The sequence below is a fragment of the Enterococcus sp. RIT-PI-f genome, assembly GCF_001297065.1.
Classification (GTDB): Bacteria; Bacillota; Bacilli; order Lactobacillales; family Enterococcaceae; genus Enterococcus_D.
Genome location: NZ_LHOX01000015.1, coordinates 411074 through 431248 on the forward strand (window position 1 = coordinate 411074; position 20175 = coordinate 431248).

23 protein-coding genes and 1 other RNA gene are annotated in these 20175 nt (G+C 42.9%); 16 read left to right on the top strand and 8 right to left on the bottom strand.

The window, feature by feature from the left end; all coding sequences use genetic code 11:
• Together AEQ18_RS08785 and AEQ18_RS08790 are read left to right on the top strand one after the other, a co-directional pair.
• Window positions 1-837, top strand: a complete 837-nt coding sequence (locus AEQ18_RS08785) for a phosphosulfolactate synthase (RefSeq protein WP_054115951.1) — start codon at window positions 1-3, stop codon at window positions 835-837.
• Between the two features lie 48 nt (window positions 838-885).
• Window positions 886-2268: an MmgE/PrpD family protein gene (locus tag AEQ18_RS08790; protein ID WP_054115952.1), complete on the top strand. Its 1383-nt coding sequence runs from the start codon at window positions 886-888 to the stop codon at window positions 2266-2268.
• An 89-nt stretch (window positions 2269-2357) separates the two neighbouring features.
• Here AEQ18_RS08790 and AEQ18_RS08795 read toward each other — a convergent pair whose 3' ends face one another.
• The 3 genes from AEQ18_RS08795 to AEQ18_RS08805 all read right to left on the bottom strand — a co-directional run bounded on the left by AEQ18_RS08795 (window position 2358) and on the right by AEQ18_RS08805 (window position 5300).
• A complete protein-coding gene (locus tag AEQ18_RS08795; RefSeq protein WP_054115953.1) occupies window positions 2358-3152 on the bottom strand; it encodes an AAA family ATPase in 795 nt (264 codons plus the stop codon).
• A gap of 356 nt (window positions 3153-3508) precedes the next feature.
• On the bottom strand, window positions 3509-4534 hold the full coding sequence (locus AEQ18_RS15440; protein WP_082348633.1) for a tetratricopeptide repeat protein: 1026 nt from the start codon (window positions 4532-4534) through the stop codon (window positions 3509-3511).
• A gap of 166 nt (window positions 4535-4700) precedes the next feature.
• Window positions 4701-5300, bottom strand: coding sequence for a recombinase family protein (locus AEQ18_RS08805; protein ID WP_054115954.1), 600 nt, complete (start codon window positions 5298-5300; stop codon window positions 4701-4703).
• 303 nt (window positions 5301-5603) lie between these two features.
• Between AEQ18_RS08805 and AEQ18_RS08810 the strand changes: the two genes are divergently transcribed.
• The 7 genes from AEQ18_RS08810 (at window position 5604) to ffs (ending at window position 10341) form a co-directional block, all read left to right on the top strand.
• On the top strand, window positions 5604-6251 hold the full coding sequence (locus tag AEQ18_RS08810) for a cell surface protein (protein ID WP_200908906.1): 648 nt from the start codon (window positions 5604-5606) through the stop codon (window positions 6249-6251).
• Window positions 6252-6325: 74 nt separating this feature from the next.
• The gene (locus tag AEQ18_RS08815) at window positions 6326-6811 is read left to right on the top strand and encodes a hypothetical protein (protein ID WP_054115955.1); all 486 of its coding nucleotides are present in this window, start codon (window positions 6326-6328) and stop codon (window positions 6809-6811) included.
• A gap of 178 nt (window positions 6812-6989) precedes the next feature.
• Window positions 6990-7625, top strand: a complete 636-nt coding sequence (locus AEQ18_RS08820; RefSeq protein WP_054115956.1) for a YczE/YyaS/YitT family protein — start codon at window positions 6990-6992, stop codon at window positions 7623-7625.
• A gap of 201 nt (window positions 7626-7826) precedes the next feature.
• Complete coding sequence (locus tag AEQ18_RS08825) at window positions 7827-9191, top strand: RsmF rRNA methyltransferase first C-terminal domain-containing protein (protein ID WP_054115957.1); 1365 nt, start codon at window positions 7827-7829, stop codon at window positions 9189-9191.
• A gap of 68 nt (window positions 9192-9259) precedes the next feature.
• Window positions 9260-9595, top strand: a complete 336-nt coding sequence (locus AEQ18_RS08830; RefSeq protein ID WP_054115958.1) for a hypothetical protein — start codon at window positions 9260-9262, stop codon at window positions 9593-9595.
• Between the two features lie 114 nt (window positions 9596-9709).
• Entirely contained in the window at window positions 9710-10219 is a 510-nt protein-coding gene (tadA, locus tag AEQ18_RS08835; RefSeq protein ID WP_054115959.1) for a tRNA adenosine(34) deaminase TadA, read from the top strand.
• Window positions 10220-10242: 23 nt separating this feature from the next.
• An RNA gene (gene ffs / locus AEQ18_RS15445) (signal recognition particle sRNA small type) lies at window positions 10243-10341 on the top strand.
• Between the two features lie 308 nt (window positions 10342-10649).
• Here ffs and AEQ18_RS08840 read toward each other — a convergent pair.
• Window positions 10650-11138: an FUSC family protein gene (locus AEQ18_RS08840; RefSeq protein WP_082348634.1), complete on the bottom strand. Its 489-nt coding sequence runs from the start codon at window positions 11136-11138 to the stop codon at window positions 10650-10652.
• Between the two features lie 224 nt (window positions 11139-11362).
• Between AEQ18_RS08840 and AEQ18_RS08845 the strand changes: the two genes are divergently transcribed.
• From AEQ18_RS08845 to AEQ18_RS08860, 4 genes are all read left to right on the top strand, one after another.
• Window positions 11363-12742: a bifunctional metallophosphatase/5'-nucleotidase gene (locus AEQ18_RS08845; protein ID WP_054115961.1), complete on the top strand. Its 1380-nt coding sequence runs from the start codon at window positions 11363-11365 to the stop codon at window positions 12740-12742.
• An 88-nt stretch (window positions 12743-12830) separates the two neighbouring features.
• On the top strand, window positions 12831-13445 hold the full coding sequence (locus tag AEQ18_RS08850) for a YutD family protein (protein ID WP_054115962.1): 615 nt from the start codon (window positions 12831-12833) through the stop codon (window positions 13443-13445).
• A 1-nt stretch (window position 13446) separates the two neighbouring features.
• Window positions 13447-14217, top strand: coding sequence for a TIGR01457 family HAD-type hydrolase (locus tag AEQ18_RS08855; protein WP_054115963.1), 771 nt, complete (start codon window positions 13447-13449; stop codon window positions 14215-14217).
• On the top strand, window positions 14214-14855 hold the full coding sequence (locus tag AEQ18_RS08860; RefSeq protein ID WP_054115964.1) for a TIGR01906 family membrane protein: 642 nt from the start codon (window positions 14214-14216) through the stop codon (window positions 14853-14855). Before AEQ18_RS08855 ends, AEQ18_RS08860 begins: the two co-directional genes overlap by 4 nt.
• 60 nt (window positions 14856-14915) lie before the next feature.
• Here the strand turns inward: AEQ18_RS08860 and AEQ18_RS08865 are convergent, their stop codons facing one another.
• Genes AEQ18_RS08865 through AEQ18_RS08875 form a run of 3 tightly spaced genes read right to left on the bottom strand, consistent with a single transcriptional unit; the run spans window position 14916 to window position 17060 of the window.
• On the bottom strand, window positions 14916-15425 hold the full coding sequence (locus AEQ18_RS08865; RefSeq protein WP_054115965.1) for a phosphatidylglycerophosphatase A family protein: 510 nt from the start codon (window positions 15423-15425) through the stop codon (window positions 14916-14918).
• Window positions 15426-15470: 45 nt separating this feature from the next.
• On the bottom strand, window positions 15471-16076 hold the full coding sequence (gene yqeK / locus AEQ18_RS08870; protein ID WP_054115966.1) for a bis(5'-nucleosyl)-tetraphosphatase (symmetrical) YqeK: 606 nt from the start codon (window positions 16074-16076) through the stop codon (window positions 15471-15473).
• A 6-nt stretch (window positions 16077-16082) separates the two neighbouring features.
• Complete coding sequence (locus tag AEQ18_RS08875; RefSeq protein ID WP_054115967.1) at window positions 16083-17060, bottom strand: NAD(P)/FAD-dependent oxidoreductase; 978 nt, start codon at window positions 17058-17060, stop codon at window positions 16083-16085.
• A 140-nt stretch (window positions 17061-17200) separates the two neighbouring features.
• Here AEQ18_RS08875 and AEQ18_RS08880 point away from each other — a divergent pair, with 140 nt between their 5' ends.
• A complete protein-coding gene (locus AEQ18_RS08880; RefSeq protein ID WP_054115968.1) occupies window positions 17201-17788 on the top strand; it encodes a peptidylprolyl isomerase in 588 nt (195 codons plus the stop codon).
• Between the two features lie 53 nt (window positions 17789-17841).
• Here the strand turns inward: AEQ18_RS08880 and AEQ18_RS08885 are convergent, their stop codons facing one another.
• Window positions 17842-19026: a MalY/PatB family protein gene (locus AEQ18_RS08885; RefSeq protein ID WP_054115969.1), complete on the bottom strand. Its 1185-nt coding sequence runs from the start codon at window positions 19024-19026 to the stop codon at window positions 17842-17844.
• 93 nt (window positions 19027-19119) lie between these two features.
• On the opposite strand from AEQ18_RS08885, the gene AEQ18_RS08890 reads away from it, so the two are divergent.
• Both AEQ18_RS08890 and AEQ18_RS08895 read left to right on the top strand, forming a co-directional pair.
• A complete protein-coding gene (locus tag AEQ18_RS08890; RefSeq protein ID WP_054115989.1) occupies window positions 19120-19500 on the top strand; it encodes a CvfD/Ygs/GSP13 family RNA-binding post-transcriptional regulator in 381 nt (126 codons plus the stop codon).
• Window positions 19501-19567: 67 nt separating this feature from the next.
• The gene (locus tag AEQ18_RS08895) at window positions 19568-19930 is read left to right on the top strand and encodes a hypothetical protein (protein ID WP_054115970.1); all 363 of its coding nucleotides are present in this window, start codon (window positions 19568-19570) and stop codon (window positions 19928-19930) included.
• The last annotated feature ends 245 nt before the right edge of the window (window positions 19931-20175 follow it).

Genomic DNA, 20175 nt, shown 5'->3' on the forward strand with positions numbered 1-20175 from the left:
ATGACCAATAAACAAGCATTTTCGAAGATCAGACACAACAGCAGGCCGCAAAAGCCCAGACAATATGGTGTGACCGAAATACGCGGTCCTTATTACAACGTCATGGGGGAGCGTTACTTGAGAGATATTATGGAGACAATGGGCGAACATGTAGATATCATCAAGTTTGCTGGCGGCTCTTTTTCATTGATGCCAGAAGACCAATTGATACAATTTATCAATATCTGTCACGAATATGGCGTGAAAGTCGATACCGGCGGCTGGATGGAATATGTATTGACCCAAGGAATCGATGCAGTGGATCATTACATTGATGAGTGTAAGCGCGTGGGGTTTGACATCATTGAGATCTCTACCGGTTTTCTGACGATGCCGAGCGATGACATTGTCCGCTTGACTCAACGTGTTCAAAAAGCCGGTTTGCTTGCTAAACCTGAGATTGGGATTCAATTTGGCTCTGGCGGCACCAACACAGCAGCTCAAAATGAAGCAGCGGGATTGACCGATATTGACAAAGCAATCGAGACCGGGAAGAAATGTTTGGCAGCAGGCGCTTATATGCTGATGATCGAATCAGAAGGCATCACAGAAAGTGTGACGAACTGGCGAACAGATGTGGTTTCTAAATTTGCCAAGGAGTTAGGGACAGACAAAGTGATGTTTGAAGCAGCAGATCCGAATGTATTTGCTTGGTACATCAAAAACTACGGGCCTGAAATCAATCTCTTCGTTGACCACAGTCAAATCGTCCAACTTGAAGGATTGCGCAGAGGGATTTGGGGGAACAATGAATTATTTGGCCGCGTGCTGACCCTTGATGATGGCAAGAATGACTAATGGGCGCCTGAGGATAACCAAAATCGTTGCAGACTGGAGGCAGATACAATGACAGAAACACAACAAACAATGGTTGAAGCACTTGCCCATTGGGTAGAAAAAGCGGCGTGGTCAGATCTATCACAAGAAGCGATCACTGCATTGAAAGGGCGCTTATTAGATAGTATCGGGGTGGCGATTGGGGCAATAGAGGGGCAACCTATCCAAGCGATTCGTCAAATGACAGAAGACCTAGGTGGTCAGCCAGTAGTGACTCTGATTGGCGGCGGGAAGACTTCACCAGTCAATGCCACATTCTTCAATGGTGCAGCCATTCGTTATCTTGATTTTAATGATTCATTTTTAGCCAAAGAAGAAACGTGTCACCCCTCGGACAACATCGCACCGGTATTGGCTGCTGCGGAATACAATCAAATCAGCGGCAAACAATTTTTGGTGGCACTGGCCATTGCCTATCAAGTGCAGACCAGGTTATCTGAAGCGGCACCTGTTAGAAAGCATGGATTTGATCATACAGTCCAAGGGGCGTATGGCGCCGCAGCAGGTACAGCGCGTGCGTTAGGCTTAGATGGGCAGGGCATTGCACAGGCAATCGCTATTGCGGGTACCACGCAGAATGCCTTGCGGGTAACCAGAACGGGCCAATTGTCGAATTGGAAAGGGTTGTCCTATCCCAACACGGCGATGGGGGCGATGCATGCAGCGATACTCGCAAAATATGGTATTACTGGTCCTCGCGAAGTCTTCGAAGGGAATAAAGGCTTCATGGAGAGTATCGCAGGCACCTTTGCGATTGATTGGGCACAAGAAAACTATGAAGGCGTCACCCGGACGATCATCAAAAAATATAATGCAGAAATCCATTCTCAATCAGCAATTGAAGGGATTTTAGCACTAAAAAAACAAGCAAACATTGCGCCATCAGCAATCAAGCAGATTCGCTTAGATACCTTCGATGTGGCGTATAACATTATCGGCGGTGGCGAAGAAGGAGAAAAGAAAACCATCAAGACCAAAGAAGAAGCCGATCATTCGCTGCCTTATATGCTGGCGGCAGCTTTTCTGGATGGACAAGTGATGCCAGAGCAATATCAACCACAAAGGATCAATCATCAAGATATACAATCGTTGCTGCAAAAAGTAGACGTCAACTGCTCAGAAGACTACAGCGCACGTTTTCCTCAAGAAATGGTGTGCAAAGTCACCATCGAAACCAACGATGGCCAAATCTTTTCAGTAGAAAAACACGACTATCCAGGGTTCACGACTAGTCCTGCCAGCTGGGATCAGTTGTTGCAAAAGTATCAAAATCTGACCAAACACATCGATGGCACGTTAGCGGCACAAATCGCGGAGACCATCCAGCAGATCGATCAAAAAAAGATAACAGATCTGACAGATTTGTTGGCACAGATCAACGTACACCATTAAGCCAAAAAGCATCTTTCATTCATTTAAAGAAATTGTTGGTGAGAAGAGCGGGAAACGAATGTTTCCGCTCTTTTTTTGCATGGACCGCGTCACTGATTCTCCAACATGTAATACATGAATCGTTGTGGATCTGACATGAAATGCTTCATAAAAGAGACATTTTCAATCTCATCGTAGTCGATTGGGGCGATGTGTGTATCGCTGATTTCGTAAATGACCGCCTCTGGATGGGCAGTCAGGATCGGAGAATGAGAAGCGATGATAAACTGTGCCCCTTGTTTGATTTGATCATCGATCATTTGCAGCAAAGCCAATTGATTTTGGGGACTTAATGGTGTCTCGGGCTCGTCCAATAAGTACAAACTGTTTGGGGCTAACCGACTTTTGAAGAGTGCCAGAAAGGATTGTCCGTGTGACAAGGTATGCAGCGCTTTGGGGTATGTGCGTTTTAATGCAGCCAAAGAGTTCTCATACGGTTGGCGCTGGAAAGATAATTTGGGTACCCCTTGCTGATCCAACGACGCAAGCTCCGCTTGCAACTCATGGCGCAAACGCTCATTTTCGCGAACAAAGCTGATAAAATCATCCGCACGAAAGAAAAAGCCGCTTTTGGATTTCACATCCCATTCCGTTTTTAAGCGATTGGCAAAGGCCAGCAGTGCAGTGTAACTCGGGTCATCTTCATAGGGTGCATTGGTGAGTTGCGGAATCTGCGTTTGAATGGCCAATGCTTGGATCAAAGTTGATTTGCCAACACCGTTATTGCCAACCAAAAAAGTCAAAGGCTGATGAAAATCCAAGTCCTCAATCGCAGATAGCCAAGGCAAATGAAATGGATATTCTTGCGATAGACCTGCTGCTGTGTACCGTACTTTTTTTAACATAGATAAACTCCTCATCGTTGTTTTTTGTCCTTCGAAAAACCGTGGATATGTATGTAATTCTACTTGAAAAGCCAGTCAAATCAAGTGTTTTCACTTGGTTTGACTGGCTTTTGTTCAAGTCGATTTTAAGATAGATAGGGCCCCGCCACAGCGTATGGAAAAAATGATTCGACAAAAGGGAAGCTGATTTTCAAGACTGCGCAGACGAGGCAATAAGCAAGGGAGATTTGATTGCTGTGTCAATTTATGGAGGGCAAGCGTGAGCAGTTAGAAAAAAAGTTGGATACCATCTGACACACAACGACCGATTCGGATGAAATCGATCGTTTTTCGTCAATCTCTTTTTTGGGGATCGGTCAGTCTTGCTCTTGGTAAAAAGCAGGTGACCAAGTGTCATCTAAATGAGTGGCATAAAAATGCAGCCCCTTCGCGAAATAGCGGATATCAGGATCTTGATTGTCAGGCAACAAAGTAAGGAACGCTTTCTCTACGGCTTGTTCATAATGCTGGGTATTGAATAATGTCAGTGCATAAAATAGATGCAATGGCTTGTAGTCGGGGAATTGTTCGACCGCTTTTTCTAGAATCGCGAGCGAACGTGTATATTGACCAGTCACGCGATAGGAACTGCCCAATCCCAAATAACAACGACGCAAATCATCCTCACCCAGACCTAGAGAGATGGCTCGTTCATAATGCGGAATCGCATCATTGGTGAACCCAAGATTGTCAAAGCAAATGCCAATTTGATAGTGAAGGACTGGCTCTTGAGGGTGTGCGTGTATCAAATCTTGAAAGCCCGTCAACGCTTCTTTCAGTACTGTGGTGTCTTGGGATGCACGTCCGGACTCTCTTAAGGCAATCAGGGAGTCAAGTTTTTCCGAAAATGTTGTTGCGGGTATGTCCTGCGTTGGTTGGGGCTCGGCATCTATCTGTCGTACCATCGAAATGTCTGTTTCGAGATAGCCCATTTTTTTGTATAAATGATAGGCCGATTGGTTGTGGGCGAAGACATGTAAACCAATTTCCCGAATCCCTTGGGTATGGGCCCATTGTTCAGCAACTTTCAGGGCAGCTTTGCCATACCCTTGGCCACGGTAAGCGGAATTGATCTCAAAATCATAGATAAACGCTTTTTGATCTTGCGCATGGATCCAGAGTATACCGACCGGCTGATCGATGCCTTCTTGCATGAGTGAGAAGACGTAATGATCTGGGGTGTTTGGTCCATCTGGTAAAAGTCGTTGGAAACTTTCTGCAGCAAGCGTCTGGGCTTCTGCTGGTGACCAAGTACCAGCTTGGATTTTATCTTGGGCATATTCGTGAGTAGCATATGTCAAGTAGTCTTGATAGTCAGTTATAGACATTTTAGATAGATACATGTGGTACGTCCTTTCCAAGTCAAACCCTTTTTTCTAGTGATGTATGCTTGAGGTGATGGCACAATTATACACGATACAGGGGGCGTGCGGATGCTTTTATGCGCATTGTTGAAAATATTCCAACGATTCCCTTGATGCGAGATATGTCTAGTGGAAGGGAATAAGGCTAAGGAAGCGCGTGTTCGATTGTTGTGAAGGCTTCTTGCTTTTTCACTTCTTGTAAATAGCGGTAGACTGTTGCTTTCTTTAAGCCGGTTCTTTCGCAAATCACATCAACGGGATACGCTTGTTCATAATACATCGTCACCGCTTGTTGGACCAGTTGCTGATCGACGCGCGGCCGTCCACCGATTTTCCCTCTTGCGCGAGCCGAATCCAGTCCTTCTCTTGTTCGTTCCACAATAATATCTCGTTCAAATTGGCTAAAAGCTTGGAAAACAGTCATCATTAATTTTCCTTGCGGCGTTTGGGTATCGAAGTTTTCTTTGATGCTGATAACCTTAACGCCTTTTTCTTCAAAGAAGGAAACCAAGTCGATCAAGTCCTTCGTACTACGACCAAGTCGAGAAAAGCTTTCAATCAAGACCTGATCTGACGCTTTGACCCGCTTTTTTAATTTGTTTAATTCTGCTCGATTTGTATGGGCACCGCTGATTTTTTCGGTATATATTTTGTGGCAGCCGTAGCCATCCAGCAGGTCTAATTGACGTGCTAAATCTTGTTGCCGCGTAGACACACGGGCATACCCATAAATTTTTTCTGTCATGATTGTTCCTCCAATTCGATAGGCTATGTTTAGTATAGAGGATTTTGGAATGGTTATCAGAAGAATAGGGCGTAAACAGAACTTGGCATAATAAACGAGACTAAAAATTAAGGGAAAGCGGGGATCTAGATTATGACAAGACGTTCATTTGATAACGCGTTTAAAGTCGTTGCTGTAAAACTGGTAACTGCAGCAATTCATTTTAAGAAATCAAAAACTTAATATTTTTTGATACACGGGATAATTCGCGGTATGATAGGCTTATGAGTGTTTCCTAAACTCGTGTCATAAATCAAGAGAACTTTGCATGATTTTGGCGGCATTTTAGGAATTGGTATTTTGATCGGAGCTGCAGCATTAATGCATCAAAACAAACAGACCTATGAAGAAGCTATTGGAAAAGAAATACCGATTTATGCTATTCATGCTGACTATAATATTGATGTTGAAAATCCAGAAGCGGTAGTTGGATCAGGAAATTATGTGTTTGTAGGTGAAGTAACTGAATTAACTGGTACAACATATGAAGATGATGTTCCTGTTGAAAGAGGAGATGGCACAACTGAATATGTTGGAGACGCATATACACAGTATAAGGTAAGCGTTCTATCTAACATTAAAAACGAGCTGGTACTAAATAAGGAGATACCTATTGCAAAACACGGTGGTATCCGAGAAGATGGATCCGCTTATGATATATTTGAAAATGATCAATTACCCGAAGTTGGTAAAGTCTATGTATTTATAGCATATACTCAAGAAGATGGATCTCTGCTTGTTTCCGGAGCAAATTCGAATATTCTTTTTGATGAATCAGCTGAAAATTTAACTAACAAGGAAAATCTGGAATCAACAGAAGAATATCAAAAATATTCAGATGCAGTGGATCATCAAATAGATGATTCTTATATAGATGACGTAAAGTCTGAATATGATTTATCAAATCAATAATCAAATCTATATGATTACACAATATCTAAACCACTTAGACCAAAAGGATTTGTTCAACTGAAAGGGGGATATTCATGTTAAAAACGAATAAGATATTTTTTGCTTTAGCGATAATCAATATTGCGTTATTACTCTTTTATGCTATTTCTTTTCTTTACTTTAACAAGGAATACATATCAATATTTATACTAAATATTGGCATAAACATCGTTCTGGGTTTCTTAATGATTAAGATCATTTTGAGTAAAAAGTTTATTGTAACTTCTTTATTGTTGATAGCATGCGCACTATTTTTGACGGAAAAAAATAACAACAATATTGAACATATAGATGTTTATGCGAGTATCATTTCAAAAGTTGAAATGAATAATCAGAAATATATGATTAAAATAGAAAATTTTGGAGATTTATCCAATGAGCCGATTAGCTTAGAAGTTAGCAAGCATGATTACGAGAAATTGTCTGTGGATAATAAAAAATATTTAATCACATATAGGAACTACAATATCAACGAACTTACAAATATTTCAAAATTGGAGACTATTCATTGGGACGAATAAGCAAACCAAAGTATTCTATCCGATGTACAGGTTGTATTTCTTATTGTTGTCTATCTTTTGAATACTTTTTTGCCTACAAAAGTCGTTTCAGCAAAAAAAACGGCAAGTACGCCCTAAGCATCGCAATTCCCATTTCTTGTGTTTCTCGTTATACTGAAGGAAAAGAAGGTGGGATAAAATGAACAAAGAAACGGGTTTGCGTTCTCTTTATGCATTGATTGGCGTAGCCATTCTAGGTTTTGGTGCAGCATTGTTACGGGTAGGCGGTGTGGGTCTTGATCCATATACAGCAGCCAATATTGGTGTAGGTGCTGTCTTGGGCTTGTCTTTAGGCACCTATCAACTAATGATCAATGCGGTGATACTTGTGTTGATTTTTATCTTTGGCCGACGTCATATTGGCATTGGAACTATTATCAATATGGTTTTGACAGGCTTTTTTATTGATTTCTATACGATGATTTTTGATCGATTGTCAGTTGCCCCTGATGGTTGGCTGCAGCAAGGCTTGTTTTTGTTGCTAGGCGTATTGTTCTTTACTTTTGGGGCCTCCTTTTATATGTCGGCGCACCTTGGCAGTGCACCCTACGATGCATTGGCACCGACGATCGTTGATAGAACAAAAGCAAAATATCGGGTGGTTCGGGTGATCCAAGATGTCTCGTTTGCTTTGATTGGTTTATTTACAGGTGGACCGATCGGAATTGGGACATTTATCTGTGCCTTCTTGGTTGGCCCGCTCATCAAATTCTGGGATGATTTCATCTCAGTGCCCTTTATTGAAAAAAGCGTAAAAAAAGCTGTATTCAAATAAGCAAACATGGCTGCTGCGTGAGACAGGTCGTCATCTGTCTCACGTTTTTTTTTGCGTTCTGGCAGCGAGGAGCTATGATACAGGAAATAGCCACAGGTTTCCCGTGACTAACACAAACATTTTTGCGCCATTCATTCGATAATTTCTGCTTGCATATTGCCCCTTCAATCGCTAAAATAAAAAAACCGAGGGGGAACACGTATGGACTTACCAATTTCTTTTATTGAAAAATACCAACATTTATTGGGGGAAGAAGCAGCGGCATTTTTTGCTGCGTTGACGTCTGGCCATCCTGTGAAGGGATTTCGCTTGAATATTGTGAAGCCGCAAGCTGAAGCTATGTTGGTAAAGTATGGACCGGCGCACGAGAAAGCACCTTATGCACCGAATGCCTATATTGGAGAAGTCAAAGGCAAGTCGCTGCTGCATCAGGCTGGCTATGTGTATAGTCAAGAGCCAAGTGCCATGATCGTTGCGGCAATCGCAGATGTCCAACCAGGGGAACGCGTGTTGGATCTTTGTGCAGCACCGGGAGGCAAATCAACGCAATTGGCGAGTCAATTGCAAGGTGCTGGTTTGTTAGTCAGCAATGAGATTTTTCCTAAGCGAGCGAAGATTCTGTCTGAAAATATCGAACGTTGGGGATTTGCGAACGTCGTCGTGACCAATCATGCGCCGAATGAGCTGAGTCGTCATTTTCCGCAATTTTTTGACAAAATCATCGTTGATGCACCTTGTTCAGGAGAAGGAATGTTTCGTAAAGATCCAGTAGCGGTCGCTGAATGGCACAGTGGTGCGCCGGAGCAATGCGCCAACCGGCAACAAGCTATTTTGATAGAGGCTGTGAAAATGTTAAAGCCAGGCGGGCAATTGATTTATTCCACGTGTACCTTTGCTCCAGAAGAAAACGAAGCGATCATTAGCTGGCTTGTAGAGAACTATCCATTCGTGATCCAAGCTATCGACATGCCCAATGTGGCGCATGGACGCGCTGAGTGGGGATATGCAGCCGATATCGACAAAACGGTTCGTCTATGGCCGCATTTGAATCAAGGCGAAGGCCATTTTGCAGCAAAGTTGCACTATCAAGGTGAAGCTAAGTCGATCAAGCAAAAGAAAGGCAAACATAAAGAGGCACAGCCTAAATTAGAGCAAGAAGCCAGCAAATTATGGCAGACCTTTCAAGCAAAATTTCCTTATTTGCCTTTTGATGATGGTAAATTGCACATGCTGGGTGATCAGCTATGGCTTGTGCCAAAAGCGCTCCCCTCATTGCAAGGGCTCAAAGTAATGCGCCCCGGATTGCATCTTGGAACGATGAAAAAGCATCGGATCGAACCAAGTTATGCTGTGGCGCTGGCATTTCTTGCCGGTAGTCAAGGACCGACGCTGCCGATCACGATCCAGCAGTGGAAGCAATATGTTGCAGGGGAAACCATCTCTGTACCGGGAAATGCCGGCTGGGTGATTTTACAGGTCGATGAGGTGCCAGTAGGCATTGGCAAACAAGTCCAAGGCATCGTAAAGAACTTCTTTCCTAAAGGGTTAAGATTTCAAGCAGATTGATCGAAATAGTATTCATATCTGGAGCGCCGTGCTATCATGTAAGTAGCAAATCAAAGGAGCTGATCGATATGAAAACATCATCAAAAGTAACGGTTGGATTAAGTATTGCAGCGATTGCTGGCATCACCACTGCAGTCGTTGTTTCAGACAAAGTATTCAATAAAGTACGCTTCGCTTGCAACCGCCATAAAGTGAAGAAGTTTGTCGATGACAAATTCAATGGCAATGAGAAGCTATTGGATGTTGTAGATGGATTGTCGGACAATGAACTAGATTCATTATTAGGCGTCATGAGAAAAGTAAAAGATGGCCGCGATAAAATCTCGGTCTATGGCGACAATATCAAAGACTCTACGGAACATGTCAAAGATAAATTAACTAGTTTGATTGACTCTGTCTTTTGATCCAATAATCGACCAAAACCGCAACGATCAACGCGTTGCGGTTTTTTTCTCGTCTTTGTTCATTGCCTTCGGTATAATGAGAGCATGAGTAAACAAGCAGGAGTGAAGCCCCACGTGGAAAAAGAAAGTACAATGACTACCGAACAAAAAGAATGTTTCATGCAAGAAGCCATCAAAGAAGCAGAAAAAGCTGCTGCCATCGCTGAAGTCCCCATTGGAGCGGTAGTGGTTCTCAATGGTGAGATCATCGGCCGTGGGCACAATTTAAGAGAGCATCAGCAACAAGCTGCGGCCCACGCAGAGATGTTTGCGATCCAAGAAGCCTGTCAAAAAGTCGGCAGTTGGCGTCTAGAAGGCGCACAATTGTTTGTGACATTGGAACCTTGCCCGATGTGCAGCGGCGCAATGCTTCTATCACGAGTAGAAGAAGTCTACTTCGGTGCTCATGACCCCAAAGGCGGTACCGCAGGCACATTGATGAACCTATTAACGGATGAACGCTTCAACCATTGGGCACATGTTGAGGGTGGGATTTTGGCAGATATTTGCGGCCAGATGCTGACAGATTTCTTCCACATGCTAAGAGAAAAGAAAAAACAAAAAAAGACTAGTAATCCTGAGTAAAGTACGTTATACTAATTACTGCCGTAAGGCTAGGACAATGAAGGTCTTGTGAAGCGTGTCAGATCCGGAAGGAAGCAGCACTAAGCAGGGTCCTTCATGTGTCTGATTGAATGCCTATAGAATAGCTTTTTATCAACTCTGATGATGGTCCATAACAAGAAATGGGGCAAAAGAGGTATTCGTTTACAATTTAATGATGATTGTTCAAACCTAGGGTTTATAACCCTAGGTTATTTAATTTCTCTCAAATATTTTTTTTACTTCTCAATTACATGAGTGTATATCTTCAGAGTGGTATTTTCAGGGGTAACCACTTTTTGTAAAAAAAAAGAGAAAGTTGAACCGACTTACTCTCATTTTCAGGTTTGTTCTGTTTTATTATAGATGAAGAGGTATCTCTAAGAAATTTTTTTTGTTGATCATGAGGAACTCATTTTTCTCTACTTCGCATCGGCAAATACCGATTCACCAAGATTGCTACTCCCATCCCAATAAAACTATCAATCACCCGATTGAAGGCATAAACATAAGATTCAGTATGCGGCACCATAAACAATATCGTCAGCAAGGTTGCGCACGCACCAACAGTGCCTTCGTTATAATCAAATCGAACCAATAGTGCAATCATGCACATGATCACCAATGGAATGGCGATGATTTGGACAAGGGGCGTGAAGCCAAAGTATTTAAAAATCGCGATGCACAGCACAGATGCCATGGCGCCGAAGGTATTGCCGGCGATCCGATGTTTGCCGTATTTAAGGGTGTTTTGGTGGTCTTCTCGTAAAGTAAAGACAGCTGTGATCGTTGAGACCACATATGTTTCTCGTTGCAAGAGAAAACTAAGCAAAATACAAATAAAGACACTGATGCCTGTCTTTACATTGCGTAAGCCGAATGTTAAGCCGCATATTTTCAAGCAGTTCATCCTCTCTTATTCTTATGGTTCGTTTCAGTCAAAAAAATATTATAGCATAGTGCATCGGCATCGTCAGAAATAGTTTTGTGGCATAGGGAGTCTACCAGTAAAGAATTTATCTGGGTTTTGTAGTAAAATTGGAAGAAATATGCCCCATAGGCAGAGGCAACAAAACAAGCATCGTTGAACCGAATCAACAAAGGACGATAGGAAAGAGGCAGAGGATGGAAAAAATCACGATCATCCACACGAATGACATTCACTCACACTTAGAAAATTGGCCGAAGATTCGCCGTTATCTGGACCAGCGACAACGAGAAGCCATCGCCATTGATGAATCAGTGGTGACGGTAGATTTGGGAGATTTTGTGGATCGTTGGCATCCGCTGACTGAGGCAACGAATGGACAGGCCAACGTGGATTTGATGAATCAAGGACATTATGATGCAGTGACGATCGGCAACAATGAAGGCGTCGGCAACCCGAAAGAAGATTTGCAGCATTTGTACGATTTGGCTGAATTCCCAGTGATTTTAGGGAATTTGTTTGATAAAAAAGACCTGCAACCGCCGACTTGGGCCAAAGAGTATCAGATCATCGAAACAAAGACGGGGACAAAAATTGGCTTGATCGCCTTTACCGCGCCGTTTCCATTGACGTATGCACCCAACGGTTGGGATATACGTGAGCCGATGGAAATCTTGCCTTCTTTGGTTGCGCATCTACGTCCAAAAGTGGACGTGCTGGTTTTGATGAGCCATTTAGGAATCAACGCAGATCGAGAGATCGCCCTGAACTTTCCGCAACTAGATGTTGTTTTGGGTTCCCACACCCACCACTTATTTGAACATGGGGAAACTGTGAATGGCGTCCAGATCGCTGCAGCAGGGAAATTTGGGATGTATATTGGTGAAGTCGAACTCCAATTGACAGATGACCACACAATCATGGAAAAATCAGCCAGAGTCATACCGACGCTCGGCTTGATGGCCTTTCCCCAAGATGAAGAAGAAATCGACAGCTACTTATCGATTGGCCACCGTCTGTTGCGGGCAAATCAAGTGGCGCTGCTGCCCCATGCTTTGACGGAGCAGCAAACGGATCATTCATTGATCAAAGCCGCATTATTGGCATTGTGCAAAGCGGGAGACACGGAAGCTGCGGTCTTGAATACTGGCTTATTTCTTGGCGACTTACCTGCCGGTATCGTTGATCAGGATCAGCTGCATACGATTTTGCCCCATCCGATGCATTTGATCAAAGTAACCTTGGCTGGCAACGACCTTGTCCGCATGGTGTTAGAGATGGAAAAAAACCGCGCATTTCTACGTCGTTTCCCCATTGTTGGGATGGGCTTTCGCGGACAGATTTTCGGCGAACTGGTTTATGAGGGGATTCAATATGATGAAACCAACCATCAAGTGCTATGGCAGCAGCATCCAGTCGACCCCAAACAAAGCTATACCATCACACTAGTGGATCACTATCTCTTTATTCCGTTTTTCCCGACGATTGAGATTGCAGGGCGCGTGACCTTCTTATTTCCAGACTTTATCCGCACTGTGGTAGGGAATTATTTAAGCGCGCGTTATCCATTACTGTGAAAGCGAGTACCTTTGGCAAATTTCTCGCAAATCCCCGACTATCATTGGCGCATAAAACAAGGTATAATAAGCAACAGGTGGTGAAAAGATGACCGAAAAACAAACGATCACAGATGAAATCACATCTGTACTTGAAGAAATTATAGAAGAACCAGAAAAGCAGCCTAAAAAAGGCGAACTGGTCACTTTGCTAAATGAAGAAGAAATCATGATTGGTTCCCGTCAGTACAAAATCGTGGTCAATTATCGCGATGGCTTTGATCCTGAAAAACTAGGGGAACGGTATAGTGAAGTACTGGCGCGTTACGATTATATCGTAGGAGATTGGGGCTATGAACAATTGCGTCTTAAAGGTTTCTTTGAAACGGACAACCGCAAATCGTTGCCAGACCAGAGAATCGATATGTTAGAAGATTATTTGTATGAGTATTGCAATTTTGGCTGTGCCTATTTTGTGATTCAACGAATCGGCGGCAAGAAAGAAAAAAGTACCACACGTCGCCGCAAGAAAAAACCTGCCAGCCAAAAAACGCAGCCGCAAACAGCGCATACTGAAGAAAAACGAGAACCAGTGGTCAACAAAAAAACAAAACCGACAATCAAAAATCGTAAGCCAAAAGAAAATAAACCAAAAACGGCAGAAACTGCAACCGTTGTGAAAAGCAGCAAAAAAGAGTTTACGATTCGACAAAGGGAAGAATAGCATGAGTTATAAAGGATATTTGATTGATTTAGATGGGACGATTTATTTAGGCAAAGAACCCATACCTGCAGGCAAACGTTTTGTGGAAGCATTGCAGACCAAAGGCTTGCCCTTTTTATTTGTGACCAACAATACGACTAGATCCCCCCAAGTCGTTGCAGATCGTTTGGCACAAGAATTCGATATTCATGTGGGACCTGAAACAATCTATACAGCTAGTTTAGCTACGATCGATTTTATGAAAGATGATGCCAAAGGCAAGAAAGTCTTTGTGATCGGCGAAGCTGGCTTGATTGATTTGATTCTAGAAGCTGGTTTTGAGTGGGATGAAACCAACCCTGATTACGTTGTTGTTGGTTTAGATAATGATGTGACCTATGAAAAGTTTGTTTTGGCCACATTGGCGATCCAAAAAGGCGCTACGTTTATCGGCACCAATCCGGACAAAAATATTCCGACAGAACGTGGCTTATTGCCAGGCGCTGGCTCATTGATTGCGATGGTAGAGACAGCTACGCAGACGCCGCCGATCTTTATTGGCAAGCCAGAAGCCATCATCATGGACAAAGCAGTCGATCATATTGGCTTACAAAAAGAAGATGTGATCATGGTTGGAGACAATTATGATACCGATATCTGCTCTGGTATCCGCAATGGCATTGATTCATTGCTGGTGCTTTCAGGTTTTACGCCGAAAGCAGCCGTCCCGTTGCTGCCAGTCGCACCTACGTATGTGTTGGATTCATTAGATGAATGGGATTTTGACAAATGAAGCAGCAGCTGTGGCTTGAACGCATTGCATTTGTTTGTTTGTTCTTGTTCTTGATCAGTTTTGCGATTACGATCACGATCAATTTCCGTCCATTATATTGGTTTGATGTCCATTACTTGAATATTTTAGAGCAGACAACGGTCTCCCAAGAAGTGTTGCACAAGAATTATGGCTTGTTGTTAGATTTTTTGAACAATCCTTTTAATCAGACCCTCTCATTACCGGATTTTCCAATGTCGGCAGCTGGGGCCGGTCATTTCTATGATGTCAAAAAGCTGTTTATGCTGAACTATGCAGTCATGTTTCTGACGGTGATCCCGAGCTTTTGGCTCAAACGACGCTTGAGGAAGCAACAGCAACAATGGCGTTTGATCCGTCCGTTTCAATGGGGCATGCTGATCCCGGTCTTTTTCGGCTTTTTGATGGCCATTGGATTTGATCGTTTCTTTGTGACATTTCATGAGATTTTTTTCAGCAATGATGACTGGTTGTTTGATCCTAGAACTGATCCAATCATCAATGTTTTGCCGGAAAGCTTCTTTATGCACTGTTTTATTTTGTTCTTTGTATTGATCGAACTCTTTTTCTTTGCTTTTTATTTCTGGGGCAAGAGAAGTTTGAAGCAATCTGTTCGCTAATACAGTAGACGTTATCGTAAAAAAACACTTCAGTTGCGGTCGCAACTGAAGTGTTTTTGTTTATTGGGTAATATAGTGAGATTTGCTAGGATGTTGATGGGCCAAACGACTAGCAGCCGATGCGGCGATCGCGCCTACGATATCATCCAAGAAAGTGTGTACTCTTGGACCGTCATGACGGTTCAGTTCTTTCAGGATCCCCGGTTTTACCTTATCGATATAGCCATAATTGGTAAAGCCAATTGAGCCATAGACATTGACGATCGACAATGCCAAAATCTCATCGATACCATACAGTCCTTCATCATCCTTAACGATTTCTTGCAGCGGATGCAGTAGCTGGTTTTCCTCTGCCAGAATATCCAATTGGATACCCGTCAATATCGTATTATGGACTTCCCGCTTACTTAAGACTGCATTGACACTGTCGATGCACATGTCTAGTGTAATATCTGCAATGTAGTCTTTTTGTAAAAACATGACGAGTTCACCGATGTCCTGCATGGATACACCGCGGTCAGCCAATAATTCCCGAGCTTTATCTTCTAACGTTTTGTTCTCTAATACCATCTCTTTCCCTCCAATATCTTTTTTTGTCAGACGTTTTTTTCACAATCATTCATGATTCAACTGCGCTAGCGCGGCGACCGCCCATGGATGGGGGACAACCATATCTCCTGCGAAAAGCCAGTCCAGATAAACCTTCGCGGCTTGTTCAAGGGAGTCTGTTAGGGCTGCTTGGATATCTGTCAAAAAGGGTGCTTGGTCTTTGCGGTCCCATTTGATTTTGTCCGCCAAAAAAACAACCAAATCCAGTGAACTAAAATTTTCCCGTAATGTCGTATGACAGGCAATGGCCGATAAAATCTCGGGGTCAGTCACGAAAAAGACTGACTCAGCCAACAGAGCAGATTGTTGTTGGTGCAGCAAAAAAGGGGCCGCTTCTTCAGCAGGCAAAACAGGCGCCAGCATATGATGCTGAAAGGCCAGTCGATCAGCATTTGGAATCACCACACTAATATCATGCAGTAGACCAGCTGCATATGCTTTATGGGCATCAATGTGGTATCGAAGTGCCAGCTCCTGTGCGGCTTCGGCTACATCTAGATTGTGTTGTGCGGTATCGTCTGCGCCAAATTGTTGTAAATAATGGATCATTTGCAAGGTTAGATCGTTTCCTTGGACAGGGGACAAATAAAGACCAAAATCTGCCGATCCCATGAGGCCTCACTCCTTAAATAGACTTGTGCTATGGGCAGGTTGCGTGCGTGTTTTAGGGTCAATAAAATGCAAGGCATTGTTGACAGCGGTAGGAGCTTCCCCAAAACCAGTGGCAATCAGATCCACTTTTCCATCATATAATACGATGTCACCGCAACCATAGACACCAGGGATCGATGTCCGCATATCAGAACCGACAAATACGCCTTGACGCGTACTTTTTAAGCCCCAATCTTTGATATTCAGTGTGGAAGAAAACCCATAGTTGACGATCAAAGCATCTACATTCAAGGAAACGGTGTCTTCGCCTTTGACTTGTTGCAAGGAAAGACCGGTGACTTTGTGCTCTCCTTCGATGGCTTCGATCACATAAGGCGTCAAGACATTGACCGAGGAGTCCTTTAATTTGCTGACACTATGTTCATGTGCGCGAAACTCGGGACGGCGATGGATCAAGTACACTTCACTTGCTATTGGCTCTAACATCAATGCCCAATCGATTGCCGAGTCGCCGCCGCCGGCAATCGCCACTTTGCGGCCAGCATACTTCATCAAATCTGTGACAAAGTAATCCAGTCCATATCCTTCAAAGCGTTCTGCATCTGGCAAGGTCAGTTTTCTGGGTTGAAAAGAGCCATTTCCCAATGCAAGGATGACAGCTTTCGAATAATGGGTCGTCTTATCGGTAGTGATCTCAAGATAATCTTCTTGCTCTTCTATATGTAAAACAGTTTCTTCCAAACAATATTGGTGATTAAAGGTCGTTAACTGTTTTTCTAAATTTTGTACCAAATCACCAGCTTTGATTTTTGGGAACCCAGGGATATCATAAATATATTTCTCGGGGTACAAAGTGGCGAGTTGTCCGCCTAGTTGCGGTAAACTGTCGATCAATTTGGTTTTGGCGTTGCGCATACCGGCATAGAAGGCTGCGAACATGCCGGCGGGACCGGCACCAATGATCGTAATATCAAAAATGTCCATGTCATTCCTCTTTTCTACGCTTGTATTGCTATTGTTTGCTCCATTCATCGGACAAACTCATTATAGCAAAGATTATTGAAACTAGCATTTTTTCAATTTTCTGCTATCATGGATTTAGTATAGAGAAGGAGGAGTTAGTTGTGTCTGAATTTCCACAGTTAGCATTAGAAAATCAAACTGGTCATCAAGCAGTCATCAAAACAAATCGCGGGGATATCACTGTTCAATTGTTCCCTGAATTAGCCCCTAAGACAGTCAAAAACTTTGTCGAATTGGCGAAAAAAGGGTACTACGATGGGATTATTTTCCACCGAGTGATTCCAGATTTCATGATCCAAGGCGGCGATCCAACCGGAACTGGTATGGGTGGCGAAAGTATTTATGGCGGCAGCTTCGAAGACGAATTTTCAAAAGAATTGTTCAATCTTCGTGGTGCATTGTCAATGGCGAATGCTGGTCCAAATACAAATGGCAGCCAATTTTTCATCGTGAATAATCAGAATGTACCAAGCAATATGTTGGGTCAATTAGAAGGTGCTGGCTATCCAGCAGAAGTAGTCGAAGCGTATAAAGCAGGCGGCACACCTTGGTTAGACTTCCGTCATACTGTATTTGGTCATGTCGTTGAAGGCTTATCTGTTGTAGATGAAATCGCTGGCGTCCAACGCGGCCCACAAGACCGTCCAGTGCATGATGTTGTGATCGAAACAATCGATATCACTGAATAACAAACAAAACCCACTTGTCAGACATGGTGTGTCCGGGCAAGTGGGTTCTTCTTTTATTTTTTTCTGTCAATCGTTTCAAAAGCTTCAGCAATCTGGTGTAATACTTTTTCCAAAATGCTGCGAGAACAAGCGAAATTCAAACGCATGTGCTGACTGCCATGGGGACCGAAAATCGTTCCCTGATTCAAGACGACGTGGGCCTCGTTGATCAAAATGCGCTGCAATTGCTGGTCTGACAATCCGTAGGCGGAGAAATCAAGCCACATCAAGTACGTCCCTTCAGGCATTTGAACACGCACGTTTGGCATGTGTGTCTGTAAGAAAGATTGAATGAAAGCAGCATTATCGGAAAGATACGGCAGTAAAGCTTCTAGCCATGGCGCGCCTTCTCGATAAGCGGCTTCTGTAGCCACCGTACCAAAAGTATTGATTTCACCTTGTACATTTCGTTCTTGCGCAGCAACAAATCGTTTACGTAAGGCAGGGTCTTTGATGAAGACCATTGAGTTTTTGATTCCTGCCAAGTTGAATGTTTTGGTTGCTGAAGTCAACACGATAGAAAATGCGGTGAAACTTGGATCAACAGTTTGGAAAGAAGTAAATCTGTGTGGCGCAAAGACGATATCTTGATGGATCTCATCACTGACAACGAAGACGTGGTGCTTTTGACACAATAGACCGATGGTAGTCAATTCTTCTTTGGTCCAAACCCGTCCGCCAGGATTATGCGGATTGCATAGAATGAAGAGTTTGATATTGTTTTCAACGATCGCCTGTTCCATAGCTGCAAAATCCATTTCAAAATGTCCGGCTTTTTCAAGCAATGGGGCGCGGACCAATCGTCTATTATTACGCTTGATCACGTCAGCGAAAGGATGGTAGACAGGATCGTGGATCAAGATAGCATCATTTTCTGCGGTATAACTTTGCAAGGCCAAGGCTAAACTGGGGACCACGCCACTATTGAATAAAATCGCTTCTTTTTCTAACGAAAAACCATGGCGTGTTTGTTGCCAGTCGATGATAGCGCTATAAAGGGAATCTGGAAAAATACTATAGCCGTAAATCCCTTTCGCTACGGCATCTTGTAAGGCGTTGGTGACAGCTTCTGGTGCCAAAAAATCCATATCTGCTACCCATAATGGCAACAACCCCTCCCGATGATACATCTCTTGGATGGCATCCCATTTCACACTGTTGGTACCTGTTCGAGGTTGTACTTTATCAAAATCGATCATCTAATTCCCTCCTATATAGTGCAAGATTGGTTCTGATACTTCAAATCTACCACTTGTTCAAGTATAATAAAAGAGGAAAAGCGAGGAATGAATATGAGCTATCAAATTGGCAACATTATAGAAGGAACAGTCACTGGTATCCAACCTTATGGTGCATTTGTTTCTTTAGATAAAGAAACGCAAGGTTTGATCCATGTATCAGAGATCCAGTCGGGATTTACCAAGAATATCCATGAAGTATTACAGGTTGGTCAGAAGATTCGTGTGCAAATCATTGATATCGATGAATACAGCCAGAAAATCAGCCTGTCTAGAAGGACACTGGAATCCACATTTGTGCAACCGCCCTTTAAACGAAAAAGATACTTTACCAACAAAAATAAACGCATCGGATTTCGCACAATCGAAGAGATTCTCCCAGTCTGGACAAGTGAAGCCAAACAAATGCTAGAAAAAGAAAGCAACCGCAGATAATCGTGCATATTTTCTGAAAATGTGCTAAAATTACTTTGCAAACAAATGAATAACTGAGGTGGGTATTTTGGGGTCCAAAAAAGTAGCAGGTACAGTTATGATGCACTTAGCAAATGGTTCGAAACGATTTTTGATGCAAATGAATGAAGGCAATGCAGAACTAGCGTCAACAGATTTTTCAGAGGATAAAACCGGCTTGGCTACGATCCTACAATTGTTCAAAGAGCAGATTCACTTAGATGTGACAGCGATTGAACTGGTTGAATTAACAAATGGAAATATTGGTATGCAAAATATTCCCTTATTTGTTTTTGAAACAAAAGAAGCAGCACAAACCCAACAATTGCCAACAGGCTATGCCTGGGAAGAACCAAACATCTTCCGTAAAATCATTGAAGACTACGATATTGAAGGTGTTCCTTTTTTCTAAAATGAATCGACAAATGATCAATCATATGACCGCAGCAGCGGTCTTTTTTTTATGGAAACGATTTTTGTAAAAAAGATGAAATATTTCCTTGACCGAAGCGATGAAGCATGGTAAATTTATCAACGTTGGCAAAACGCCAGCAGGTCAAAATATACTTTTCAAAAAACATTGAAAAAGTGCTTGACCAAATCTGAAACAGATGATATTATAACTGAGTCGCAAAAATAAATTGATTGATCGTTGTT